The 21,946-nt window shown below is 73.4% G+C and carries 21 protein-coding genes; 9 read left to right on the top strand and 12 right to left on the bottom strand.

Annotated features, from left to right (window positions below; translation table 11 throughout):
* Positions 1-13 precede the first annotated feature (13 nt).
* Genes ACYU7H_RS07555 through ACYU7H_RS07535 form a run of 5 tightly spaced genes read left to right on the top strand, consistent with a single transcriptional unit; the run spans position 14 to position 3,416 of the window.
* Positions 14-766, top strand: coding sequence for a 5-oxoprolinase subunit PxpA (locus tag ACYU7H_RS07555; RefSeq protein ID WP_460813990.1), 753 nt, complete (start codon positions 14-16; stop codon positions 764-766).
* Positions 763-1,500 carry a DUF969 domain-containing protein gene (locus ACYU7H_RS07550; protein ID WP_460813588.1) on the top strand — a complete coding sequence of 246 codons (738 nt, stop codon included), beginning with the start codon at positions 763-765 and terminating at the stop codon, positions 1,498-1,500. Before ACYU7H_RS07555 ends, ACYU7H_RS07550 begins: the two co-directional genes overlap by 4 nt.
* Positions 1,497-2,456, top strand: a complete 960-nt coding sequence (locus tag ACYU7H_RS07545; RefSeq protein WP_460813587.1) for a DUF979 domain-containing protein — start codon at positions 1,497-1,499, stop codon at positions 2,454-2,456. The genes ACYU7H_RS07550 and ACYU7H_RS07545 overlap by 4 nt, the downstream gene beginning before the upstream one ends.
* Positions 2,449-3,105 carry a pyroglutamyl-peptidase I gene (pcp, locus tag ACYU7H_RS07540; protein WP_460813585.1) on the top strand — a complete coding sequence of 219 codons (657 nt, stop codon included), beginning with the start codon at positions 2,449-2,451 and terminating at the stop codon, positions 3,103-3,105. Before ACYU7H_RS07545 ends, pcp begins: the two co-directional genes overlap by 8 nt.
* Before the next feature lie 14 nt (positions 3,106-3,119).
* Complete coding sequence (locus tag ACYU7H_RS07535; RefSeq protein ID WP_460813584.1) at positions 3,120-3,416, top strand: hypothetical protein; 297 nt, start codon at positions 3,120-3,122, stop codon at positions 3,414-3,416.
* A gap of 174 nt (positions 3,417-3,590) precedes the next feature.
* On the opposite strand, the gene dcd is transcribed toward ACYU7H_RS07535, so the two are convergent.
* From dcd to apbC, 3 genes are all read right to left on the bottom strand, one after another.
* The gene (gene dcd / locus ACYU7H_RS07530; RefSeq protein WP_460813582.1) at positions 3,591-4,160 is read right to left on the bottom strand and encodes a dCTP deaminase; all 570 of its coding nucleotides are present in this window, start codon (positions 4,158-4,160) and stop codon (positions 3,591-3,593) included.
* 100 nt (positions 4,161-4,260) lie between these two features.
* On the bottom strand, positions 4,261-5,634 hold the full coding sequence (locus ACYU7H_RS07525) for a S8 family peptidase (protein WP_460813581.1): 1,374 nt from the start codon (positions 5,632-5,634) through the stop codon (positions 4,261-4,263).
* A gap of 220 nt (positions 5,635-5,854) precedes the next feature.
* A complete protein-coding gene (gene apbC / locus ACYU7H_RS07520) occupies positions 5,855-6,949 on the bottom strand; it encodes an iron-sulfur cluster carrier protein ApbC (protein WP_460813579.1) in 1,095 nt (364 codons plus the stop codon).
* A 98-nt stretch (positions 6,950-7,047) separates the two neighbouring features.
* Between apbC and ACYU7H_RS07515 the strand changes: the two genes are divergently transcribed.
* The 3 genes from ACYU7H_RS07515 to rnfB all read left to right on the top strand — a co-directional run bounded on the left by ACYU7H_RS07515 (position 7,048) and on the right by rnfB (position 10,122).
* On the top strand, positions 7,048-7,485 hold the full coding sequence (locus ACYU7H_RS07515) for a DUF2147 domain-containing protein (protein ID WP_460813577.1): 438 nt from the start codon (positions 7,048-7,050) through the stop codon (positions 7,483-7,485).
* Between the two features lie 136 nt (positions 7,486-7,621).
* Entirely contained in the window at positions 7,622-9,682 is a 2,061-nt protein-coding gene (gene metG / locus ACYU7H_RS07510; RefSeq protein ID WP_460813575.1) for a methionine--tRNA ligase, read from the top strand.
* Positions 9,679-10,122 carry an Rnf electron transport complex subunit RnfB gene (gene rnfB, locus ACYU7H_RS07505; protein ID WP_460813989.1) on the top strand — a complete coding sequence of 148 codons (444 nt, stop codon included), beginning with the start codon at positions 9,679-9,681 and terminating at the stop codon, positions 10,120-10,122. Before metG ends, rnfB begins: the two co-directional genes overlap by 4 nt.
* 185 nt (positions 10,123-10,307) lie before the next feature.
* Here the strand turns inward: rnfB and ACYU7H_RS07500 are convergent, their stop codons facing one another.
* The 6 genes from ACYU7H_RS07500 to ACYU7H_RS07475 form a co-directional block, all read right to left on the bottom strand.
* Entirely contained in the window at positions 10,308-11,285 is a 978-nt protein-coding gene (locus ACYU7H_RS07500) for a TraB/GumN family protein (RefSeq protein WP_460813573.1), read from the bottom strand.
* 39 nt (positions 11,286-11,324) lie between these two features.
* Positions 11,325-12,224 (bottom strand): DUF1684 domain-containing protein, encoded by a 900-nt coding sequence (locus ACYU7H_RS07495; protein WP_460813571.1) that lies wholly within the window; start codon positions 12,222-12,224, stop codon positions 11,325-11,327.
* Positions 12,225-12,315: 91 nt separating this feature from the next.
* The gene (gene mutL, locus ACYU7H_RS07490) at positions 12,316-14,136 is read right to left on the bottom strand and encodes a DNA mismatch repair endonuclease MutL (RefSeq protein ID WP_460813987.1); all 1,821 of its coding nucleotides are present in this window, start codon (positions 14,134-14,136) and stop codon (positions 12,316-12,318) included.
* Between the two features lie 132 nt (positions 14,137-14,268).
* Positions 14,269-15,768 (bottom strand): N-acetylmuramoyl-L-alanine amidase, encoded by a 1,500-nt coding sequence (locus ACYU7H_RS07485; RefSeq protein WP_460813569.1) that lies wholly within the window; start codon positions 15,766-15,768, stop codon positions 14,269-14,271.
* A 79-nt stretch (positions 15,769-15,847) separates the two neighbouring features.
* Positions 15,848-16,348 carry a tRNA (adenosine(37)-N6)-threonylcarbamoyltransferase complex ATPase subunit type 1 TsaE gene (gene tsaE / locus ACYU7H_RS07480; protein ID WP_460813567.1) on the bottom strand — a complete coding sequence of 167 codons (501 nt, stop codon included), beginning with the start codon at positions 16,346-16,348 and terminating at the stop codon, positions 15,848-15,850.
* On the bottom strand, positions 16,345-17,880 hold the full coding sequence (locus ACYU7H_RS07475; RefSeq protein WP_460813566.1) for an NAD(P)H-hydrate dehydratase: 1,536 nt from the start codon (positions 17,878-17,880) through the stop codon (positions 16,345-16,347). The genes tsaE and ACYU7H_RS07475 overlap by 4 nt, the downstream gene beginning before the upstream one ends.
* A 22-nt stretch (positions 17,881-17,902) precedes the next feature.
* Here ACYU7H_RS07475 and queG point away from each other — a divergent pair, with 22 nt between their 5' ends.
* Positions 17,903-19,060, top strand: coding sequence for a tRNA epoxyqueuosine(34) reductase QueG (queG, locus tag ACYU7H_RS07470; protein WP_460813564.1), 1,158 nt, complete (start codon positions 17,903-17,905; stop codon positions 19,058-19,060).
* Here the strand turns inward: queG and pgi are convergent.
* The 3 genes from pgi to panC form a co-directional block, all read right to left on the bottom strand.
* Positions 19,031-20,569, bottom strand: a complete 1,539-nt coding sequence (gene pgi / locus ACYU7H_RS07465) for a glucose-6-phosphate isomerase (protein WP_460813563.1) — start codon at positions 20,567-20,569, stop codon at positions 19,031-19,033. The two genes, queG and pgi, sit on opposite strands and share 30 nt — an antisense overlap.
* 14 nt (positions 20,570-20,583) lie before the next feature.
* Positions 20,584-20,964, bottom strand: coding sequence for an aspartate 1-decarboxylase (panD, locus tag ACYU7H_RS07460; RefSeq protein ID WP_460813562.1), 381 nt, complete (start codon positions 20,962-20,964; stop codon positions 20,584-20,586).
* Positions 20,965-21,072: 108 nt separating this feature from the next.
* A complete protein-coding gene (panC, locus tag ACYU7H_RS07455) occupies positions 21,073-21,936 on the bottom strand; it encodes a pantoate--beta-alanine ligase (protein WP_460813560.1) in 864 nt (287 codons plus the stop codon).
* Positions 21,937-21,946 lie beyond the last annotated feature (10 nt).

The following is a 21,946-nucleotide window of genomic DNA, read 5'->3' as shown; positions in this document are numbered from 1 at the left end:
GCACGTGACCCCGATGGCGCGGATCGACTTCAATTGCGACCTGGGCGAAGGCTGCGGCGACGACGCCGCGATCATTCCCCACCTGACTTCGGCGAGCATCGCCTGCGGTGGCCACGCCGGTGACGCGGACACCATGCGCGCGACGTTGCGCCTGTGCGCGGCACACGGCGTGGCGGCCGGGGCGCACCCCGGGTACGCGGACCGGCCCGCGTTCGGCCGCCGCGAGCTGGACCTCGCGCCGGAAGCGGTCCATGACCTCGTCGCCAGCCAGCTGGCGCAGCTCGCCGGCATCGCCGCGGAGGAAGGCGTGCCGCTGGTGCACGTCAAGCCGCACGGCGCGCTGTACAACCGCGCGGGGCATGACGTGGCCGCGGCGGAGGCGATCGTCGCCGCCGTCCGCGCGCACGATGCCGCGCTCGTCCTCTACGCCCTGTCCGGTTCGGCACTCGCGCGCGCCGGTGAAGCGGCCGGATTGCGCGTGGCGCATGAAGTGTTCGCCGAGCGCGGCTATGCGCCCGATGGCCGGCTCCTGCCCCGCGGCGCACCGGGCGCCGTGCTGGACACCCTGTCGGCGTCGGTCGCGCAGGCGCTCGCCCTGGCGCGGGACGGACGGCTGGTGCTGCCCGGCGGCGCGGTGCTCGCGCTGCGCGCCGACACGCTTTGCCTGCATGGCGACCGCGACGACGCGGCCGCCTTCGCGCGTGCGCTGCGCGGGGCGCTGGAAACCGCCGGGGTGGACGTGCGCACGTTCGGGGCCGCCTCGTGAACTACTGGCCCCTGGTCGGCGTGGCGGTCGTCGTCGCCGGCTTCGCGATGCGGCTGAACCCGGCGATGGTGGTGGTCGCCGCGGGCTTCGTCACGGGATTGGCCGCGGGCCTGTCGCCGCTGGACGTGCTCGACGTGCTGGGCACCTCGTTCACGGAGAAGCGCTACCTGCTGCTCTTCCTGGCCACGCTGCCGGTCGTCGGCCTGCTGGAGCGCCATGGCCTGAAGGAGCATGCCCAGGCCTGGATCGCGCGCCTGCGCGGGGCGACGCTCGGCCGACTGCTGGTCGCGTACCTGCTCATGCGCCAGCTGGCGGCCGCGCTCGGCCTGCACAGCCTGGGCGGCCATCCGCAGACGGTGCGGCCGCTGCTCGCGCCGATGGCCGAGGGCGCGGCGGAACAGCGCCATGGCCGATTGCCCGACGACGAGCGCGAACGCATCCGGGCGATGTCGGCCGGCACGGACAACGTCGGCCTGTTCTTCGGCGAGGACATCTTCATCGCGTTCGGCGCGGTGCTGCTCATCCAGGGCTTCTTCGCGGAGCACGGCATCGCCCTGGAGCCGCTGGAGATCGCGCTGTGGGGCATCCCGACGGCGATTTGCGCGTTCACCATCCACGCGACGCGCGTGGCGCGGTTCGAACGCCGGCTGGCACGGCGGCTCGCCGCGCCGGACCGCGACCCCGTGGCATCGCCTGTGGCCGGCACGGCCCCGGACACGGAATCGTCCCCGTGATCGGGCTGGGCTTCGTCTACTGGCTGCTCGGCGGCTACCTGGCCGCGCTCGCGTGGCGCGGCTGGCGCGACACCGGCAATCCGCGCCGGCACACGACCGCCCTGTTCTGGGGCCTGATCGCGCTGCTGCTCTTCGCCGCCGGCGAGATGCCCGCGCGGCTCGTGGGCATCGCGGTCGTGGTGCTCGCGCTGCTCGCGGGCCTGGGCGGGCTGCGCACCGGCCGCTACGACGAGGCGCCCGCGGCGGAGAAGCGCGCCGAGGCGATGCGCCTGGGCAACCGCCTGTTCGGGCCGGCGCTGCTCATCCCGGCGGTGACCCTGGCCGGCGCGCTGGGCCTGAAGCACGTCTCGATCGCCGGCACGCCGCTGCTGGATCCCGCGAACGTGACCCTGGTGTCGCTCGCGCTCGCCTGCGTGGTGGCGCTCGCCGCCGCGTGCCGGCTGACGCGGCAGACGCCGTGGAGCGCCGTCGAACAGTCGCGCCGGCTGGTCGACGCGATCGGCTGGGCGGCGCTGCTGCCGCTGCTGCTGGCCACGCTCGGCAGCGTGTTCGAGGCGGCGGGCGTGGGCGACGCGGTCGCCGGCCTCGTGCGCGCGGTGGTGCCGGTCGACAACGCCTTCGTGGTGGTGGTCGCCTACGCGCTGGGCATGGCGGTGTTCACCATCATCATGGGCAACGCGTTCGCGGCCTTCCCCGTCATGACCGCCGGCATCGCGCTGCCGCTGCTGGTCGAACTGCATGGTGCCGAGGCCGCTTCGCTCGCGGCCATCGGCATGCTGTCCGGATACTGCGGCACCCTGATGACGCCGATGGCCGCCAACTTCAACCTGGTGCCGGCCGCGCTGCTGGAGCTGAAGGATCCGTACGGCGTGATCCGGGCGCAGTGGGCCACCGGCGCGGTGCTGCTCCTGTGCAACATCGGGCTGATGTACCTGATCGCCTTCCGCCATGGCTGACGCCGCCCGCACCGTGCTGCTGACCGGGTTCGCGCCGTTCGGTGGCGACACGGGCAACCCGAGCCTGGAGGCGGTCGCGTTGCTGGCGGGCCGGCGCGTGTCGGGGCACCGGATCGAGGCACGGGAACTGCCGGTCGAATTCGGCGCGTCCCTGCGCACGCTGCGCGCGGCCCTGCGCGAGACGCGCCCCGCCGCAGTGGTCTGCGTGGGCCTGGCCGGCGGCCGCCCGCAGCTCTCGCTCGAGCGCGTGGCGATCAACGTCGACGACGCGCGCATCCCGGACAACGCCGGCGCGCAGCCGGTGGACGCGCCGGTGGTCGCGGGCGGACCGGCGGCGTATTTCTCGACCCTGCCGCTCAAGCGCACGCTGCTGGCGCTGCGGCGGGCCGGCATCCCGGCCGAGGTCTCGCAGACCGCCGGTACCTACGTCTGCAACCACGCCTTCTACGGCCTGATGCACGCGTTGCGCCGCCAGCCGCGCGTGCGCGCCGGTTTCATCCACGTTCCGTATTCGCCGGCGCTGGCCGCGTACCATCCGGGCGCGCCCAGCCTGCCGGTCGACACCGTGGCCGAGGGGCTGCGCATCGCGCTGCGCTGCGCGCTCGCGGGCGACGGGGACGACCGCGTCGCCGCCGGCGCCGAACACTGAACCCGGAGCCTGCCATGCGCCACCTGTTCGCCCCCGCCCTGCTTTCCCTTGCGCTGGTCGCCACGCCGGCCGACGCCGCGCTGTTCGGCAAGAGTCCGTCCGAGGCCGCCACGGAGGCGGCGCGCGAGGGCATGCCGGCCGTCACCATCTGGGTCGACGCCACCTGGGGCTTCCGCCGCTCGGGCGCGGCCAACGACCTGAGCCGCGCGCACGGCGCGTTCGCCGCGCAGGGCTACCGCGTGGTCAGCGTCGAGCCGTACATCGAGAACGGCGACCTGGAAGGCTTCTTCGTCACCTACCAGCGCCCTTGACGCCCCTCCGCCGCGCCCCGTAGGAGCGCGCCTCCGCGCGCGATTGCATCCGGGACCGGGGTCGACGGATTCCAGCGTCCGCAGGAAGGACGATGTCGGTGCGGATGCCTTCGGCGCAGGGCATTCGCGCCTGTAGAGGCGCTCCTACGCGGGGGGACGGCCCCTGCCGGCGGGTCAGGTCCGCGGGAGGGTGACGCCGGTCTGGCCCTGGTACTTTCCACCGCGGTCGCGGTAGGAGGTCTCGCAGGCCTCGTCGGACTGGAAGAACAGCATCTGCGCCACGCCCTCGCCCGCGTAGATGCGCGCCGGCAGCGGCGTGGTGTTGGAGAACTCCAGCGTCACGTGCCCCTCCCACTCGGGCTCGAGCGGCGTGACGTTCACGATGATGCCGCAGCGCGCGTAGGTGCTCTTGCCCAGGCATACGACGAGGACGTCGCGCGGGATGCGGAAGTACTCGACCGTGCGCGCCAGCGCGAACGAATTCGGCGGGATGATGCACACGTCCGAGTCGACGTCCACGAAGCTGCCCGGGTCGAAGTGCTTCGGGTCGACGATGGTGGAGTTGATGTTGGTGAAGACCTTGAACTCGCGCGAGCAGCGCACGTCGTAGCCGTAGCTCGACGTGCCGAAGCTGACGATCCGCTGCCCCGCCCCGTCCTGCTTGACCTGGCCCGGCTCGAAGGGCTCGATCATCCCGTGGTCGGCCGCCATCCGGCGGATCCAGCGGTCGGACTTGATGGTCATGCGGTCGGCCCGTGCGGAGGAACGCGCATTCTACGGGCAGCGCCGCCGTGGAACGCAAAGGCCCGGCGCGTGCGCCGGGCCCCTGCATGGACCGCTCCGGTCAGAAGCTGCTGCAGTTCAGCCGGCCGCCGGTGAGCACCTTGCCGCTCAGCGACGGCGTCGGCACCGCGGCGGACAGGATCGCCGCCTTGATGTCGGTCGCGGACGCGCCCGGGTGCGAGGACGCGTACAGCGCCGCGCAGCCGGTCACGTGGGGCGTCGCCATCGACGTGCCGTTGTAGCTGGCATACCCCGACACCACGCTGCCCTTGGAGCTCTTGGGCACCGTGGACCAGATGCCCGAGCCCGGCGCACCCAGGTCCACGGTCGTGGCGCCCCACTGCGAGAAGCTCGACAGCCCGCCCGTGCTGGTCGTCGAGGCGACGGCGATGACGTTGGCGTTCGGGTAGTTGGACGGGTAGCTGGCCTGCGCGTCGTTGTCGTACGCGCTGTTGCCCGCCGCGGCGATGAAGAGGATGCCCGCGGACTGGGCCCGGCCGATCGCATCCTGCAGGCTCTGCGAGAAGCCGCCGCCGCCCCACGAGTTGTTGGTGGCGACCAGGTTCAGGCCGTGGCGCGTCTTCAGGTCGGTCATGTAGTCAACCGCCTTGATCGCGTTGGCGGTGGTGCCGCCACGACGTCCCAGGAAGCGCGCGTTGATGACCTTGACGCCGCTCCAGCACACGCCGGCCACGCCCTTGCCGTTGCCGCCCACGCCGGCGATCGTGCCGGCCACGTGCGTGCCGTGGTCGTCGTTGGCGCCGCCGGAATTGATGTTGTTCGAGTTGCCGTCGAAGTCCCAGCCGCGGGTGTCGTCGACGTAGCCGTTGCCGTCGTTGTCCACGCCGTCGACCGGGTCGTACGGGTTGGTCCAGATGTTGGCGGCCAGGTCCTCGTGCTGCCAGTAGATGCCCTCGTCGATCACGCCGACGACCACGCCCGTGCAGGCGGTGTGGCCGGACGCCCACGCTTCCGCGGCCTGCGAACCGTAGGCGTTGGCCGGCGACGACGCGTCGCCGTACATGCCCCACAGCTGGCCGCTGGTGGCGTACGTGTCGTTCGAGGTCGCCGCATGCGAGTAGATCCAGTTCGGCTCGACGTAGTCGATCGACGACACCGCCGACAGGCGGCGCACGGCATCGGCCACGCTCTGCCCGGCGGGCACGCGCATGACGGACAGCTCGCCCGCGCCCTTCCCGGCCGGACGGACGCGCTCGACGTCGACGAGGCCGAAGCTCTTGCGGACGCTGGACCGCGCGACGGCATCGGTGCCGGCGCGGAACTGGACGATGACTTCGCCCTGGACGTGGGGCTTGCCGGCCTGCAGGCCGCGCAGGGCCAGGTCGGGACGGCCCGCGGCGTGGGCGGGGCTGGCGAGCGCAAGCGCGGCCAGCACGGCGCCGGAAAGCGCCGAAATGGACAGGTGGTGCTTCACGTAGGTGTTCCCCCGGGTAGGTGTCGCAACGCCGCCGGAAGGGGGCGGCCCGCGCATCGGGAGGCAAGCCGGGGCGGCGCGCACGCCGCACTGCAGCATGGCCGGGCGGAAGACCCGCATGAGCCGCCTGCGGCCCATTTAATGTGATCCACGACACGTTTTCCTGGCGGCGCGGGTCACGCTTCTGCTGCGGTGCAGCAACCCGTCGCGCGGGCCGTCCTCAACCCATCAACGCGGCCGAGATCGCGGTGGGTGCGCGCGGCCGCATCGCCAGGCGGACGGCGACGTGCCGGGCGGTGTCGCGGAAGGCCCGCGCGGCGGCCGATCCGGGCGCGGCCGCCACCACCGGCACGCCGGCGTCGCCCTGCTCGCGGACGGCCCGCTCCAGCGGCAGGCTGCCGAGCAGGGGCGTGCCGTAGGCCGCCGCCATCCGCGCGCCGCCGCCTTCGCCGAACACGTGTTCCACGTGGCCGCAGTGCGTGCACCGGTGCACCGCCATGTTCTCCACCAGGCCGAGCACCGGCACCTCGACCTTCTCGAACATGCGCAGGGCCTTGCGCGCGTCGAGGGTCGCCACGTCCTGCGGCGTGGTCACGACGACCGCGCCGGCGACCGGGATCTTCTGGGCGAGCGTGAGCTGGATGTCGCCGGTGCCGGGCGGCAGGTCGACGACCAGGTAGTCGAGGCCCGCGTCACCGCCCCACAGGGTCTGCTCGAGCAACTGCGTGAGGGCGGACGTCGCCATCGGGCCGCGCCAGATCATGGGCGTGTCCGCCTCGACCAGCAGGCCGATCGACATCGCCTCCACGCCATGCGCGTGCATCGGCTCGATCGCCTGGCCGTCGGGACTGTCCGGACGGCCGGACAGGCCGAGCATGGTCGGAATACTCGGGCCGTAGACGTCCGCGTCGAGCAGGCCGACGCGCGCGCCCTCGGCCGCCAGCGCGAGCGCCAGGTTGGCCGCGACCGTCGACTTGCCGACCCCGCCCTTGCCGGCGCCGACCGCGACGACGTTGCGCACGCGTGCCAGGGGCGCCAGCGTGCCCTGCGGCGCGTGCGCGGCGATCCGGTGCAGCAGCGCGAACCGGGCCAGCCGCTTCCCGGCCGCCTCGACCTGCGCGCGGACCGCCGCCTCGAGCGGCTCGCGCCACGAGGCGCAGGGGAACCCCGCCACGATCTCCACCGCGACGCCCTCGCCCGCGCCGGCCACGCGCACGCGGGCGCCCGTGGCGGCGAGCGTCTGTCCGCTCGCGGGCTCGACGATCGCGCCGATCGCGTCGGCGAGCGCGCCTTCCGATCCGTTCCGTTCATCCATCCGGACATTGTAGGGGCCGCGCGGGCTTCCATGCGCCGGCGGATGCGGTATAAACGCCGCGTTCCGCCGCATTCCGCGGCCCTCGGGGGAGTCGCCCTATGCGCATCCGTTCGATCGCGTCCGTGATCGCCCTTCCGCTGCTCGTCGCGGCCTTCTCGGCGCAGGCCCAGTCGCCCGTCGGCCGCTGGAAGACCATCGACGACGAGACCGGCAAGGTGAAGTCGATCGTCGAGATCAGCCAGGCCGCCGACGGCACCCTCGTCGGTCGCGTCGCCGAGATCCTGCATTCGACCCGCGGCCCGAACCCGGTCTGCGACCAGTGCACCGGCGCCAACAAGGACAAGCCGGTGAAGGGCATGACCATCCTGTGGGGCCTGCGCGACCAGGGCGGCGGCGCGTTCGCCGGCGGCCGCATCCTCGACCCCGCCAAGGGCAAGGACTACAAGGCCAAGCTCGAACTGATGGGCGAGGACCGCCTCGGCGTGTCGGGCTGCATCGCGTTCTTCTGCCGCGAGCAGGTGTGGGTGCGCGAGTAGCACGCGCGCCTTGCATCCCGGTTCGCGAACGGCCCGGCAGTTGCCGGGTCGTTCGCTTTCCGAGGGCCCGCCGCCGCACCGGCCGCGCGCGGGCCGCGTGCGATAATCGCCGGCCGCTCCGCCGCCGCCCGTCCCCATGCCCCGCCAAGCCCTCGTCACCTGCGCCCTGCCGTACGCCAACGGGCCGCTGCATCTCGGGCACCTGGTGGGCTACGTCCAAGGGGACATCTGGGTCCGGGCGCGCAGGATGTCCGGGGACGCGGTGCATTTCGTGTGCGCCGACGACACCCACGGCACGCCGATCATGCTGGGCGCGCAGAAGGCGGGCACCACGCCGGAGGCCTACATCGCAGGCATGCAGGCCGCGCACGAGCGGGACTTCGCGGATTTCGGCGTCGCCTTCGACCACTACGACTCGACCCACTCCGACCGCAACCGCGCGCTGACCGAGGCGGTGTACGCGCGGCTGGACGCGACCGGGCACATCACCCGGCGCGAGGTCGAGCAGTTCTACGACCCGGCGCAGGGCATGTTCCTGCCCGACCGCTTCGTCAAGGGCACCTGCCCGAACTGCGGCACGCCCGACCAGTACGGCGACAACTGCGAGGCCTGCGGCGCGACCTACGACGCCACGGAGCTGGTCGACCCGCGCTCGGTCGTCAGCGGCGCACGCCCCGAGCTGCGCGCCTCCGAGCACTTCTTCTTCGAGGTCGGCCAGTTCAGCGACTTCCTGCGCCAGTGGCTGGCGGGCGACGTGGCCGCGCCGGGCGTCAAGGCCAAGCTGCGCGAATGGCTGGACGCGGAGGGCGGGCTGCGCGCCTGGGACATCTCGCGCGACGCGCCCTACTTCGGCTTCGAGATCCCCGGGCATCCGGGCAAGTACTTCTACGTCTGGCTCGACGCGCCGATCGGCTACCTGTCGAGCTTCCAGGCGCTGTGCGAGCGCGCGGGCCTGGACTTCATGGACGTGATGGCGCGCGACAGCGAGGCCGAACTGCACCATTTCCTGGGCAAGGACATCGTCAACTTCCACGGCCTGTTCTGGCCGGCGGTGCTGCATAGCGCGGGCTTCCGCGCGCCGACGCGCCTGCACGTCAACGGCTACCTGACGGTGGACGGCGCGAAGATGTCGAAGTCGCGCGGCACCTTCGTGCTGGCGCGCACCTACCTGGAATCCGGCCTCGACCCGGAGGCCTTGCGCTACTACTTCGCGACCAAGACGTCGGGCGGCGTGGACGACCTCGACCTCAACTTGGCCGACTTCATCGCCCGGGTGAACGCCGACATCGTCGGCAAGTTCGTCAACCTCGCCAGCCGCTGCGCCGGCTTCATCGCCAAGCGCTTCGACGGCCGGCTGGCCGATGCGCTGCCGGAGCCGGACACCTACGCGCGCTTCGTCGCCGAGCTCGCGCCGATCGCCGCCGCCTACGGCCGCAACGAGGCCGCCACCGCGCTGCGCCTGGCGATGGCGCTCGCCGACGAGGCGAACCGCTGGATCGACGAGCGCAAGCCGTGGGTGGTCGCCAAGGAGGACGGCGCCGACGCCGAACTGCAGGCCATCTGCACCCAGGGCCTGAACCTGTTCCGCGTGCTCGCCGCCGCGCTGAGGCCGGTCCTGCCGCGCGTCGCCGCGGACGCCGAGGCCTTCCTCGACGCGCCCGTGGCCCGCTGGGACGACGTCGCCTCGCCGCTGGTCGGCCGCGCGATCCTGCCCTACGCCCCGCTCTTCACCCGAATCGACCCCGACCGCATCGACGCCATGACCGAAGCCAGCAAGGACACCCTGAAGCCCACCATCGACGCGCCCGCGCCCGCGGCCAAGCCTTCCGCGCCCAAGGCCGATGCGCCGCAGGTCGCCGACGCCGCGGTGATCGGCATCGACGACTTCGCCAAGCTCGACCTGCGCATCGGCCGCGTGCTCGCGTGCGAGTTCGTCGAGGGCTCGGACAAGCTGCTGCGGTTCGAACTCGATGCCGGCGCGCTCGGGCGCCGCCAGATCTTCTCCGGCATCCGCGCCAGCTATGACGCGCCCGGCGACCTGGTCGGCCGCAACGTGGTGTTCATCGCCAACCTCGCGCCGCGCAAGATGCGCTTCGGCCTGAGCGAGGGGATGATCCTGTCGGCCGGCTTCGACGCCGGCGCGCTGGCGCTGCTGGGCGCCGACGCGTCCGCCGAGCCGGGCATGCCGGTGCGCTGAGCACCGCCGCACGGCACGTGCGACCGCCCCTCGTCGAACGACTGGACAGGCTGCTGCCGCAGACGCAGTGCGGGCAATGCGGCTATGGCGGCTGCCGGCCGTACGCGGAGGCGATGGCCCGCGGAGATGCAGGACCCGACCGCTGTCCGCCCGGCGGCGACGCCGGCGCCCGGGCGCTGGCGCATGTCCTCCGGGTGCCCGCCCTGCCCTACGACCGCACGCTCGGCGTGCAAGTACCGCCGCAGGTGGCCGTGGTGGTCGAGGCCGACTGCATCGGCTGCACCAAGTGCATCCAGGCCTGCCCGGTGGACGCGATCATCGGCGCGTCGAAGCTGATGCACGTCGTCGTCGAGCCGCTGTGCACCGGTTGCGCGCTGTGCGTGCCCGCCTGTCCGGTCGACTGCATCGTGCTCGAGCCAGCCGACCCGCCGCAGGGGTGAACCCCGCGCGCGGCACCGCGCGCGCTGGTTCGCTGCAGCCGAAACCAGACCCTTCGTAGGAACGCGCCTACGCGCGCGATGCCTCCGGCGACGATGCGGCGTCGGATGGTGCGCCACCCGGGTCCGATGCCGCGGCTGTCAATCGCGCCTGTAGAGGCGCTCCTACGGGGCGGCGAGGTGAAGCGCTATTCGCAGGCGCTGCAGATGCGCTCGACCTCGTAGCCGGCGTCGCGGAGTTTCTCCACCACCCCATCCTCGCCGAGCAGGTGCAACGCGCCCACGACCACCAGCACGTCCTCGTCGGCCGAGCCGTCCAGCCGCGCGGCGAGCTTCGGCAGCCACGCGTCGTTGCGCTCGACGTTGATGCTCCGGTACAGCGCCGGGTAGTCGCGCTTGAGTTCGGCCGCCATCCCGGTCCACAGGCGATCCACGTCGCCGGCGCGCCAGGCCGCATGCAGCGCCTCGATGCGCTCGCGGCCCTCCCCCGCCTGGTCGAGCGACTCCTCGAGCATCTGCACCTGCTCCCGCTCGCCCATCGCGTCGAACAGCGCGATCTGCTGCGCGCCGGTCTCCAGCCCGGAGCCCGGCTTGCCGGACTCGGTGGCGTGCGCCATGAAATGTCGATCAAGTCCCAGTGCAGGATCCAGGCCCATCTTCTGCATCTCGAGCACGGACACCATCAGGCCGACGAACCACGGCTCGAAGCGCTGCAGCACTTCGCCCGTCAGGCCCATCGCCGACAGGGCGGCGGCGTTGCCGCGCGTCCAGGCGTCCAGCTTGGCGGCGACTTCCGCGCCGACCTGTGCATCGAGCGTCGTGCCGTCCGTGCGCATCGCCGCCTGCGCCATCTGCATTCCCAGCGCGGGCGACCCCATCTCCTCGGGGCTCAGTTCGAACACCAGCACCTCGGCATCGGCCAGGGCCGCGTCCACGTCGCCCGCCAGCGGGTAGTCGCCCGGCTTGAGCATGTGGAACGACCCGAGCAGGTAGAGCGCGTTGTCGGCGTCGGACACCTTCCACAGCAACGGCACCGGGGGCGCGACGGACGTCGCCGCGGTGGCGGGCGCGGATGCGGGTGCCGGCGATTCCGCGCACGCGGGTCCGGAGAGCGCGATGCCCAGCGCGAGCGCGGCGGCGAAGGAGGCGGGTCGTGCGAAGCCCATTCGGAAATCCTGTTTCGGTGGGAGTCGGGGCGTCGGCGCTCAGGCGCCGGGCTTGGCGTAGGCCTTCTCGCCGGCCTCGATCGCGAGGTCCAGCCGGTTCTCCGGCGGCGGCAGCGGGCAGGTCGCGAAGGCGGTGAACGCGCAGGGCGGGTTGTAGGCGCGGTTGAAATCGAGCACCAGGCGTCCCCTGGCATCGGGCTTCGGCGCCTTCAGGTACCGGCCGGCCGGGTAGCTTCCGTGGCCGCTCGTCCGGTCGGCGAAGATCAGGAACAGCGTCCCGTCGCCCTCGTCGAGCGCCTCGATCCGATGGCGCACCCCGTCGCGCTCGAACACCACCGCGCCCGGGTTGGGCATGTCCTCGAGCCCGCCGATGATGTTCGCGACCGGCATCGTGTGGCCGGCCGGGTTCGGGTCGAAGCGCGCCTCGACTTGCCAGTCCCTGCCACCGGGCCAATAGTCCAGGCCCGCGAAACGCGACCGCGTCGGCGCGGCGGCATGTCGCACGCGCAGCGCCAGCCGGCCGCCCCGCTCGATGACGGTCGCCTGGCCCAGGCCCTCGTCGAAGCCGATCCGCGACGGCCCGGCGTCATCGGTATCGGCACGCAGCCGCGCCGGGCCCTCGAGTGGCGCGTCGTCGAGCGTGAGCACCGCGCCGTCGGCCGGCACGAAGCGCACGCCGCCGTCCTCGACGTGCATCACGCCGAGCGACGCGGGACCCGTCGCGAGCCGCACGCCGTTCGCGGGCCCGCTGCCGACGCGGTGCGCCGCGCCCGCCTCGAGCCAGTGCAGGCCCACCAGGCTCGTCCAGCCATCGGGTGCGAGCAATGCGTCGCGGCGTTCCGTGCGCCACTGGTCGCGCTCGCGCTCGAAGCGCGCCTGCGCGGCGGCTTCTGCGCGCGCGGCTTCCGGGTCGGTGGTGCTGTCGGGTTGGCAGGCCATCAGCGAAGCGTACAGGAGCGGCAACGCGAGTCGCAGCGCATTCGCCCGCCAACCGTTCCGTGCCCGTCCGTGTCCTCGCCTGCCGTCCATCTCACCGCCCCCTCAGGAACCATCTGTCGATATCGCCAAGCGTGAACCTGGCCCAGGTCGGCCGGCCATGGTTGCATTGCCCGGACCGCTCGGTCGCCTCCATCTGCCGCAGCAGCGCATCCATCTCCGGCAGCGTCAGCCGGCGGTTGGCGCGCACAGCACCATGGCAAGCCATGGTGGCGAGCAGTTCGTCGCGCGCGGACTCCACGCGCCGCGACACGCCATGCTCGCGCAGGTCGGCGAGCACGTCGCGCAGGAGCGCCTCGACGTCGCCCTGCGCGAGCAGCGCAGGCACCGCGCGCAACAGGACCGCGCGCGGGCCCGCGCGATCGACCTCGAAGCCGAGTTCGGCCAGCGTGCCGGTGGCCCGCTCCGCGGCGTCCGCCTCGGCCTCCGACACGGCGATGGTGCGCGGGACCAGCAGCGGCTGGCGGCGCACGCCTTCGCCGTCGTGCGCGGCCTTCAGGCGCTCGTAGCCGATGCGCTCGTGCGCGGCGTGCATGTCCACCACGACCAGGCCCTCGGCGGACTCGGCGAGGATGTAGATGCCGTGCAGCTGCGCGAGCGCGCGGCCGAGCGGCGGCAACGGACCCGCCTCGGGCAGGGCCGGCCCCGACCCGGGTGCGGCCGCGGCGTCGCCCGGGTCGCCGTACAGCGAAGCGAGGCTCTCGAGCGTCTCCGCCACCGCACGCCCGTCGACCGGCCGTGGCGCGAGCCCGAGGGGCGACTGCATGCGAAGGCCGGGCGGCTCGCCTGCATCGGACGGGCCGCCATCGTGTCCATGTGCGTCGACGCCGTGCGCCTGGCTGCCCGCGCGCGTGTCCGACAGCACCGCCTGCAGCGAGCGGTAGACGAAGTCGTGCACGAGCCGCGCGTCGCGGAACCGCACTTCGTGCTTGGCGGGATGGACGTTGACGTCCACCCGACGCGGATCGAGTTCGAGGAACAGCACGTACGCCGGCTGGCGCCCGTGGAACAGGACGTCGGCGAAGGCCTGCTTCACCGCATGGGCCACGCTGCGGTCGCGCACGGCACGGCCGTTGACGTACAGGTACTGCTGGTCGGTGCTCGCGCGGTTGTACGCGGGACGCGCGATCCAGCCATGCAGGCGCAGGCCCGCACCGTCCGCGTCCACGCGGAGCGCATTGCCCGCGAAACCGTCGCCGAGCGCCTCGCCCAGCCGGACATCCGGCAAGCCGGCCTGCGAGGCGAGGTCGGTGGCGCCCTTCCAGCGACGCGTCGCCTTGCCGTTGTGCGAGACGCGCAGCTCGACCTCCGGCCGGGCCAGCGCGAGCGACCGCAGCCACTCCTCGACGTGCCCGAGCTCCGTGCGCTCCGCGCGCAGGAACTTGCGGCGCGCCGGGACGTTGTGGAACAGGTCGCGGACTTCGACGGTGGTGCCCCGCGGATGCGGGCGTGGCGCGACCCGGCCGACGCGTCCGCCATCCACCTCCAGCGCCGCACCGTGCGTGTCGGCCTCGCGCCGCGACGCGAGCAGGAAGCGGCTCACCGAAGCGATCGACGGCAGCGCCTCCCCGCGGAACCCGAGCGTGCCGACGCCCTCGAGGTCGTCCAGCGAGGCGATCTTGCTGGTCGCGTGCCGCGACACCGCCAGGGGCAGCTCGTCCGCGGCGATGCCCGCGCCGTCGTCGCGCACGCGCACCAGGCGGATGCCGCCTTCCTCCAGGTCGATGTCGATGCGTCGCGCGCCGGCGTCGAGGGCGTTCTCGACCAGTTCCTTGACCACCGACGCGGGCCGTTCGACGACCTCGCCCGCGGCGATCTGGTTGACCAGGATGTCGGGCAGCGGACGGATCGGCACGGCAGCGGGGCGGACGACGACGGCCGCCATCTTAGTGGCAGCCGGTGCCGGGCGTCAGGCGTTGCCCGCGTCGCGGGTCGTTCCCGGGAAAAAAGACTTCGAAGGGTCGCGACCCGTCGGGTCGGAACGGCCTCAGCGACTCCCGCCGCTGGTGGTCGCGGAACCGCCGGCGGCCGCGCGCGCGGCGAACACCGTGCCCGGCGGCGGCTGGCGGGAGAAGTAGCCGGTGACGCCCCGCAGCACGGCGGAGGCGATCGTCCGCTGGAAGGCGGGGTCGCGCAGGCGCTTCTCCTCTTCCGCGTTCGAGATGAAGGCCGTCTCGACCAGCATCGACGGCATGTCCGCGGTGCGCAGCACGGCGAAGTTCGCGCGCTCGACGTTGCGCTTGTGGATGTTGCCCACGCGCTGGAGGCCGCTGAGCACTTCGGCGGCCGCGTCCTCCGACGCCTTCATGTTGCCGCTCTGGGTGAGGTCGAGCAGCACCGACGCCAGCATGTTGTCCCCGCCGGCGACGCGCGCGCCGCCGATCAGGTCCGCCGCGTTCTCCTTGTCCGCCAGCCAGCGCGCGCGTTGCGAGGACGCGCCCTTGAGCGACAGCACGTAGACCGACGACCCGTCGGCGGAACGGTTCTCGGCGGCGTCGGCATGGATCGAGATGAACATGTCCGCACCCGCCCGTCGCGCGAGCTTGGCGCGTTCGTAGAGCGGGATGAAGACGTCGGTGTCGCGCACCAGGTAGGCCTTCAGGCCAGGCGTGGCGTTGACCTGGCGGGCGAGTTCGCGGCTGATCGCGAGGGTGACGTCCTTTTCGCGGCTGCCGGACTGCCCGATCGCGCCGGGGTCCTGGCCGCCGTGGCCCGCGTCGATCGCGATGACCAGCGGGCGCATGGGTCCGCGCAGGTCCTGCAACCTGCGTTCGGCCGGCGCCGCCGTCGGCGCGGCGACCCGCGCGGTCTCGGTTGCATCGGCAATCGCGGTGGTGGCGGTGCTGGCGGGCGGCACGGTCCGTGGCAGGGCCGGCACGTCCGCGGCCCGGGCATCCTGTTGCGAGGCGATCAGGCGCGAGGTCGCGGCCGCACCGGCGGCGGCGACCTGGGCACGCGTCTGGGCCGGCCGGCCCGCCAGGATGGCCGCGGCGAGCCGCGCCTCCGCATCGGCGGCGTTTTCGATGGGCGCGTCGGCAGGCCTCGCCCCGGCGACGTCCGCGCGAACGGGCGTCGTGGCGCCGCCATCGCCGGGCCACTCGAGCACGAGCCGTGCGCCGTCCACGCCGGGCTCGATCCGCGGCGGCGTCGCCGCGACCGCGCCCCCGAGGTCGAAGACGATCCGGGTCACGCCCGGTTCCGGGTGGCCGCTGCGCACGCCCCGGACGACGCCCGAACCGCCCGGCAGCGGCAGATGCTTGGGCAGTTCCACGCCCGGCAGGTCGACGACCAGGCGATCCGGGCCGGCGAGCGAGATCAACCGGTAGTCGGCCGGCGACTCGAGCAGAAGTTCAGCGCGCGTTCCGGTCGCACCGGAGTCCACGCGCAACGCCTTGATTTCATTGGCATTGACGGTCCCGAGCACGCAGCCGAAGGCCACGAGGGCCAAGGCCAGTGCTCGACGCGTCGGGGCGGGACGGGCTCGCATGGGCCGGATTCAAGCACCAACCGGAACCGTCCGCAAGCCCTTTTTTCCTTTCGGGGCAGGTACCTGCAAGAACTTCGTGTCAGGGTGATCGAAGAACAGCCTGCAAGTTCCCTTCCTGAACGGTGCCCAACCGGGCCAGCCAGGCCCCGCCGGCCGGCGAGCCGGCAAGCACTTCCGCCTGCCGCCCCTGCCCCGCCAGTTCGAGGCGGACCTCGAGGTCCGCCGCCGGCAGCGCCCCGGCGCCGCGCGCCGGCCACTCGACGAGCCACAGGGCCACGTCATCGGCATCCAGGGCCAGGAACTCGAGCTCACCCGGATCGCCGATCCGGTACAGGTCCAGGTGCAGCGCCGCGCGCCCGTCGGCCAGCCGGTATCGCTCGACCAGCGTGTAGGTGGGGCTGCGGATGGCGCCCTCGACCCCCAGCGCGCGCAGCCATGCCCGCGCCAGGCTCGACTTGCCCGCGCCGAGGTCGCCGTGCAGCGCGACCACGGCACGCGGCGGCATGGTCGCCGCGAGCGCCGCGGCCAGCGCGTCGGTCGCGTCGGGATCCGGAAGGAACAGCGATGCCGCGTTGCTCATGTCGCGTGGGACACCGGGTTGGAGAGGCGCCGGAGCCAGGGCATCAGGTCACCCGCGAGCAGCCCGCGCATGCCGCCCTCGGCGGCCGCGCGATCGCCCGCGTGCGCGTGCAGCAGCGCCCCGGCCGCGGCCGCGTCGAACGCCGCGAGACCCTGCGCCCGCAGGGCGGCGACCACGCCGGTGAGCACGTCGCCCATGCCACCGGAGGCCATGCCCGGGTTGCCCGCATCGAGGATGCGTGGCCGCGCGTCCGGCGCGGCCACGATCGTGCCCGCGCCCTTGAGCACCACGACCGCGCCCAGGCGCGTGGCGAGCGCATGCGCCGCCGCGCGGCGGTCGCGCTGCACCTCGTTCGCGTCGCACCCCAGCAGCCGCCCCGCCTCGCCCGGATGCGGCGTCACGATGCTGCCCGCGGGAAGCGCGCGCCGCGTGCCACCGAGCAGGTTCAGCGCATCCGCATCGAGCACCAGCGGCACCCCGGCGGACAGCGCGGCCGACAGCAGCACGCGGCCCCACGCGTCCTGGCCGAGGCCGGGACCGATCGCGATCACCTGCGCGCGCCCGAGCGGCGCGGCGATGTCGGCGGCCCGCTCGACCGCGGTGGGCATCGCCTCGGGCCGGCGCGCCAGGAGCATCCCGACGTGCGGTTCCCGCGTCGCCACTTCGACCAGGCCCGCGCCGCAACGCAGCGCGGCCTCGGCGCACAGCGCGATCGCGCCGCCGTGGCCGATGTCGCCGCCGATGCACAGCACGCGTCCGTAACGTCCCTTGTGGGCATTGCGCGCGCGCGGCACGAGCCATCCGCCGAGCGCGCCGGGCGCCAGCAGGTCCGCGACCGGCGCGATGCGGGCCGGGTCGCCGGCGACGTCGAGGTCGGCGAGCTCGAGCGTCCCCGCGAGGTCGAGCGCGGGACCGCTCCGCAGGCCCGCCTTCGCGGCGAGGAACTCGAGGGTGCGCGTGGCGTCCACGCAGGCGCCGTCGGGGCTGCCGCGATCGGCATCTAGCCCGCTGGGCACGTCGAGCGCGAGCACGGGCGCGCCCTGCCCGTTGATGGCCTCGACCAGCGCCGCGGCGTCGCCTTCGGGCGGGCGGTCCAGTCCGATGCCGAACAGGCCATCGACCACCAGGTCCCCGCGCGGCAGGTCACCTGCGAACGGCTCCGGGCGCACGCCCCGCGTCGCGCAGTCCGCCAGCGCACGCAACGGCAACGGGCCCGCCGGCGTGCGGCCCGGCAGGGTGACGATGCGCACCGCGCGCCCGGAATCCAGCGCGTAGCGCGCGAAGACGAGTGCATCGCCGCCGTTGTTGCCGGGGCCGCAGGCGACCACCAGCGACTGCGCCTGCGGCCAGTGCCTCAACGCGCACCGCCACGCGGCCCGCCCGGCGCGACGCATCAGCTCGAACCCGTCGCCCCGGAGCGCGCCGATCGCCTCCGTTTCCAGCCGCCGGACGCCCGCCACGTCGAACAGCGGCGTGACAGGCGGCACCACCGTGAAGGGACCAGGCACGGCGGGCGACGGGAACGCGGTCATCGCGCGATTCTATACTCGCGCCATGAGCGCCCCCGCGCCCCCCGAAGGCGTCCGTGCGCCCCGTCACGGCCACGCCCCCGCCCCGCCCGATCCCGTGCGCGTCGCCGCGCGGATCAAGGCGCTTGCGCGCGATCTGGGGTTCCAGCGCTGCGGCATCGCCGGCATTGCCCTGGGCGAGGACGAGGCCCACCTGCGCGACTGGCTCGCACGCGGCCTGCACGGTTCGATGGAGTGGATGGCCCGCCACGGGGACAAGCGCGCCCGGCCGGCGGACCTGGTCCCGGGCACGGTGCGCGTGGTGTCGGTCGGGCTCGATTACGGCCGGGACGCCGACGCGGCGTGGGTCAACCTGGCCGACGGCGAGCGCGCCTACGTCGCGCGGTACGCACTCGGCCGCGACTACCACAAGCTCATGCGCGCGCGCCTGCAGAAGCTCGCCGATGCAGTCGCGTCCGAGATCGGGCCGTTCGGCCATCGCGTGTTCGTCGATTCGGCACCCGTCCTCGAGCGCGCGCTCGCGAGGAACGCAGGGCTGGGCTGGATCGGCAAGCACACCTGCCTGATCGACCGCGACGGCGGCTCGTGGTTCTTCCTCGGCGAGCTCTACGTCGACCTGCCGCTCCCGGTCGACCCGCCCGCGAGCGCGCACTGCGGCACGTGCACCCGCTGCATCGACATCTGCCCGACCGGCGCAATCGTCGCGCCGAACCGGCTGGACGCGCGGCGCTGCATTTCCTACCTCACCATCGAGCACGACGGTCCCATCCCCGAGCCGCTGCGCGCGCCGATGGGCAACCGGATCTTCGGTTGCGACGACTGCCAGCTCGCCTGCCCCTGGAACAAGTTCGCGCGACGCACAGACGAGGCCGACTTCCGCACGCGCAACGACCTCGACAACGCCACGCTGGCGGACCTGTTCGCCTGGGACGAGGCCGAATTCCTGCAACGGACCGAAGGCTCGGCGATCCGGCGCAGCGGGCACGCCCGATGGCTGCGGAACATCGCGGTGGCGCTCGGGAACGCGCCCACGTCCGCGGCCGTCGTCGCGGCGCTGCGCGCCCGCGATGCGCATCCGGATCCGGTCGTGCGCGAGCACGTCCAGTGGGCGCTCGCTCGGCATGGCGAGCGCCGCGGGGCACCGCCCCAGGCGTCAGGCGCCGCGCAGCCTCGCGACGAGTGAACGCGTCACCGCGTCCTCGACCGGCGCGTCGCCTTCGAGCGCGGGCAACAGGCGCCCCGCCACTTCCTTGCCAAGCTCGACGCCGAACTGGTCGAAGGCGTTGATCCCCCACAGCACGGACTGCAGGTAGACGCTGTGCTCGTACATCGCCAGCAGCGCGCCGAGCGAGGCCGGCGTGAGCGACTCGAGCAGGACGAGCGTGCTGGCCTGGCCGCCCGCGTAGGCGCGGTGCGGATCGTCGCCCGCGCGGCCATTGGCGAGCGCCTCCACCTGCGCGAGCAGGTTCGCGTGCAGCGCGCGATGGCTCTCGCCGTGGGCATGGTCGGCGCGGACCACGCCGATGAAATCGGCAGACAGCGTGTTCGTGCCCTGGTGCAGGGCCTGGAAGAAGCTATGCTGCACGTCGGTTCCCGGGCCACCCCACCAGACCGGCACGGTCTCGATGTCGACCGGACGGCCGTCAATCCGCACGGACTTGCCCAGGCTTTCCATCACCAGCTGCTGCAGGTACGCGGGCAGCAGGCGCAGGCGCTCGTCGTAGGGGAGCACGGCATGGCTGGCGGCGCCGAGGACGTTGCGGTTCCACACCGCCACCAGGGCGTGCCACGCGGCGAGGTTGCGTTCGAGCGGCGCTTCCAGCGCGTGGCGGTCGAATGCGGCCGCGCCCTCGAGCAGGCCTTCGAAGCGGTCCATCCCCAGCGCCAGGCCGATGGGCAGGCCGACCGCGGACCACAGCGAGTAGCGCCCGCCGACCCAGTCCCACATCGGCAGGATGCGGTCCGCCGACACGCCGGCCGCCGCGGCGCGCCCGACGTTCGCGCTCACCGCGTACAGACGGTCGTCCGCCGCCCCGCCGCCCATCCATTCGCGCACGATGGCGCCGTTGAGCAGCGTTTCCTGGGTGCCGAAGCTCTTGGAGACGAGGATCGCCGCGGTGCGGTCGGGCGACAGGCGGGACAGGACGCGACGCGCCGCGTGGCCATCGACGTTCGACAGGAAATGGACGCGCGGGGCGTCGTCGGGGCCGCCGAGCGCATCCACCACGAGCCTCGGCCCCAGGTCGGAGCCGCCGATGCCGATGCTGACCACGTCGGTGACACCCGACCCGCGGATCGCCTCGACCATCGACCGCATGCGCGCGCGGGCCGACCCGGCCTCCGCGTGCGCGGCGCGTGCCACCGGGTCGCGCGATGCATCGCCGCGCAGCGCGGTGTGGAGGGCCGCCCTGCCCTCGGTCGCGTTGACCGCCGCGCCATCCACCAGGCGCTGCAGCGCGCCGCGCAGGTCCGCGCGGCGGGCGAGGTCGAACAGGGCGTCGCGTGCGGCGTCGTCCAGCCATTGCCGGGCGAAGCTCGCGAACAGCGGCCCGGCCTCGACCGCGTAGGCCGCGGGGCGCGCCGCGTCGCCGGCGGCCAGGTCGCGCAGCGGCCGCGCACGGACGCGCGCCGCGTGGGCACGCAGCGCGTCGAGGGTGGCGGTGTCGAGCGCGGGGATGGGCGCGGCGTCCATGCGCGCGGCGGCGGTCAGGCCGCCTGCGCCGGGATCGAGTCGTTCGTGTGCGTCAGCCGGTTCTGCCGGTCCACGTACACCAGCGTCGGCTTGAACTTCGCCGCCTCGGCCTCGTCGCAGGCGCCGTACGCGCAGATGATCACCAGGTCGCCCGGCTGCGCGCAGTGCGCCGCGGCGCCGTTCACCGAGATGATGCCGCTGCCCTCCTCCGCGCGGATCGCGTAGGTCGAGAAGCGGTGGCCGCTGTTGATGTTGTAGATGTGCACCTGCTCGTACTCGCGGATGCCCGAGATGTCGAGCAGGCGGCCGTCGATCGCGCACGAGCCTTCGTAATGCAGCTCGGCGTGGGTCACGGTGGCGCGGTGGATCTTGGCCTTCAGCAGGGTCAGTTGCATGGCGGGCTCCGTCCGCGGCGGGGCGCGGACAGGGTCTGGATGGGGTCGGCCCGTGATTCTAGCAAGCCGTGACGCGCCGCAGCATGGCGGCGCGCGCCGCGCGGGCGTTCATTCAGCCCGTACGTCCGCGGTCCCGAATTCGACGTTGTCGATCAGCCGGGTGCGGCCCAGCCGCGCGGCCACCAGCGCGACGCGCGGGCCGCCGTCGCCGTCCCGGGGCTCGGAGAGGTCCGGCCGGCGCAGGACGACGTAGTCCACATCGAAGCCGGCGGCCGAGAGCCCCTGCGCCGCCTCCGCCTCGATGCGGGTCCGGGGCGTGCCCGCGCGCCAGGCGGCGCCCATCGCCTGCAGCGTGCGGTGCAGCTCCGCCGCCCTGGCGCGCTCCCCGGCCGACAGGTACTGGTTGCGGGAACTCATCGCCAGGCCGTCCGGCTCGCGCACGGTGTCCCCGGCGAGCAGCCGCACCGGGAACGCCAGGTCGGCGACGAGGTGGCGGATCACCGCGAGCTGCTGGTAGTCCTTGCGCCCGAACGCCGCGACGTCCGGCAGTACCTGGTTGAAGAGCCGCGCGACGACCGTCGCCACCCCGTCGAAATGCCCCGGCCGGTGCGCGCCTTCCAGCACGCCGGTCACGCCGGGGACGCGGATGCGCACCGCGGCGTCCAGGCCCAGGGGATACATCGCCTCGACCGTCGGCATCCAGAGCAGGTCGCAGCCGGCCGCCGCCAGGCCCGCCGCGTCGGCGTCGGGGGTGCGCGGGTAGCGGGTGAAGTCCTCGCCGGGACCGAACTGGGTCGGGTTGACGAACACGCTGGCAACGACCCGGTCGGCATGGGCGCGCGCCAGGGCCACCAGCGAATGGTGCCCGGGATGCAGGTTGCCCATCGTCGGCACGAAGCCGACCCGCAGCCCTTCGCGCTTCCACCCGGCCACGCGCGCGCGCAGCGTGGCGAGGTCGGACACCGCGTCCATCCGCGACGCC

It is taken from the genome of Luteimonas pelagia, assembly GCF_054776035.1.
Note: the sequence above shows the minus strand (reverse complement) of the source record. Positions and strands in the feature narration are given on the sequence as shown.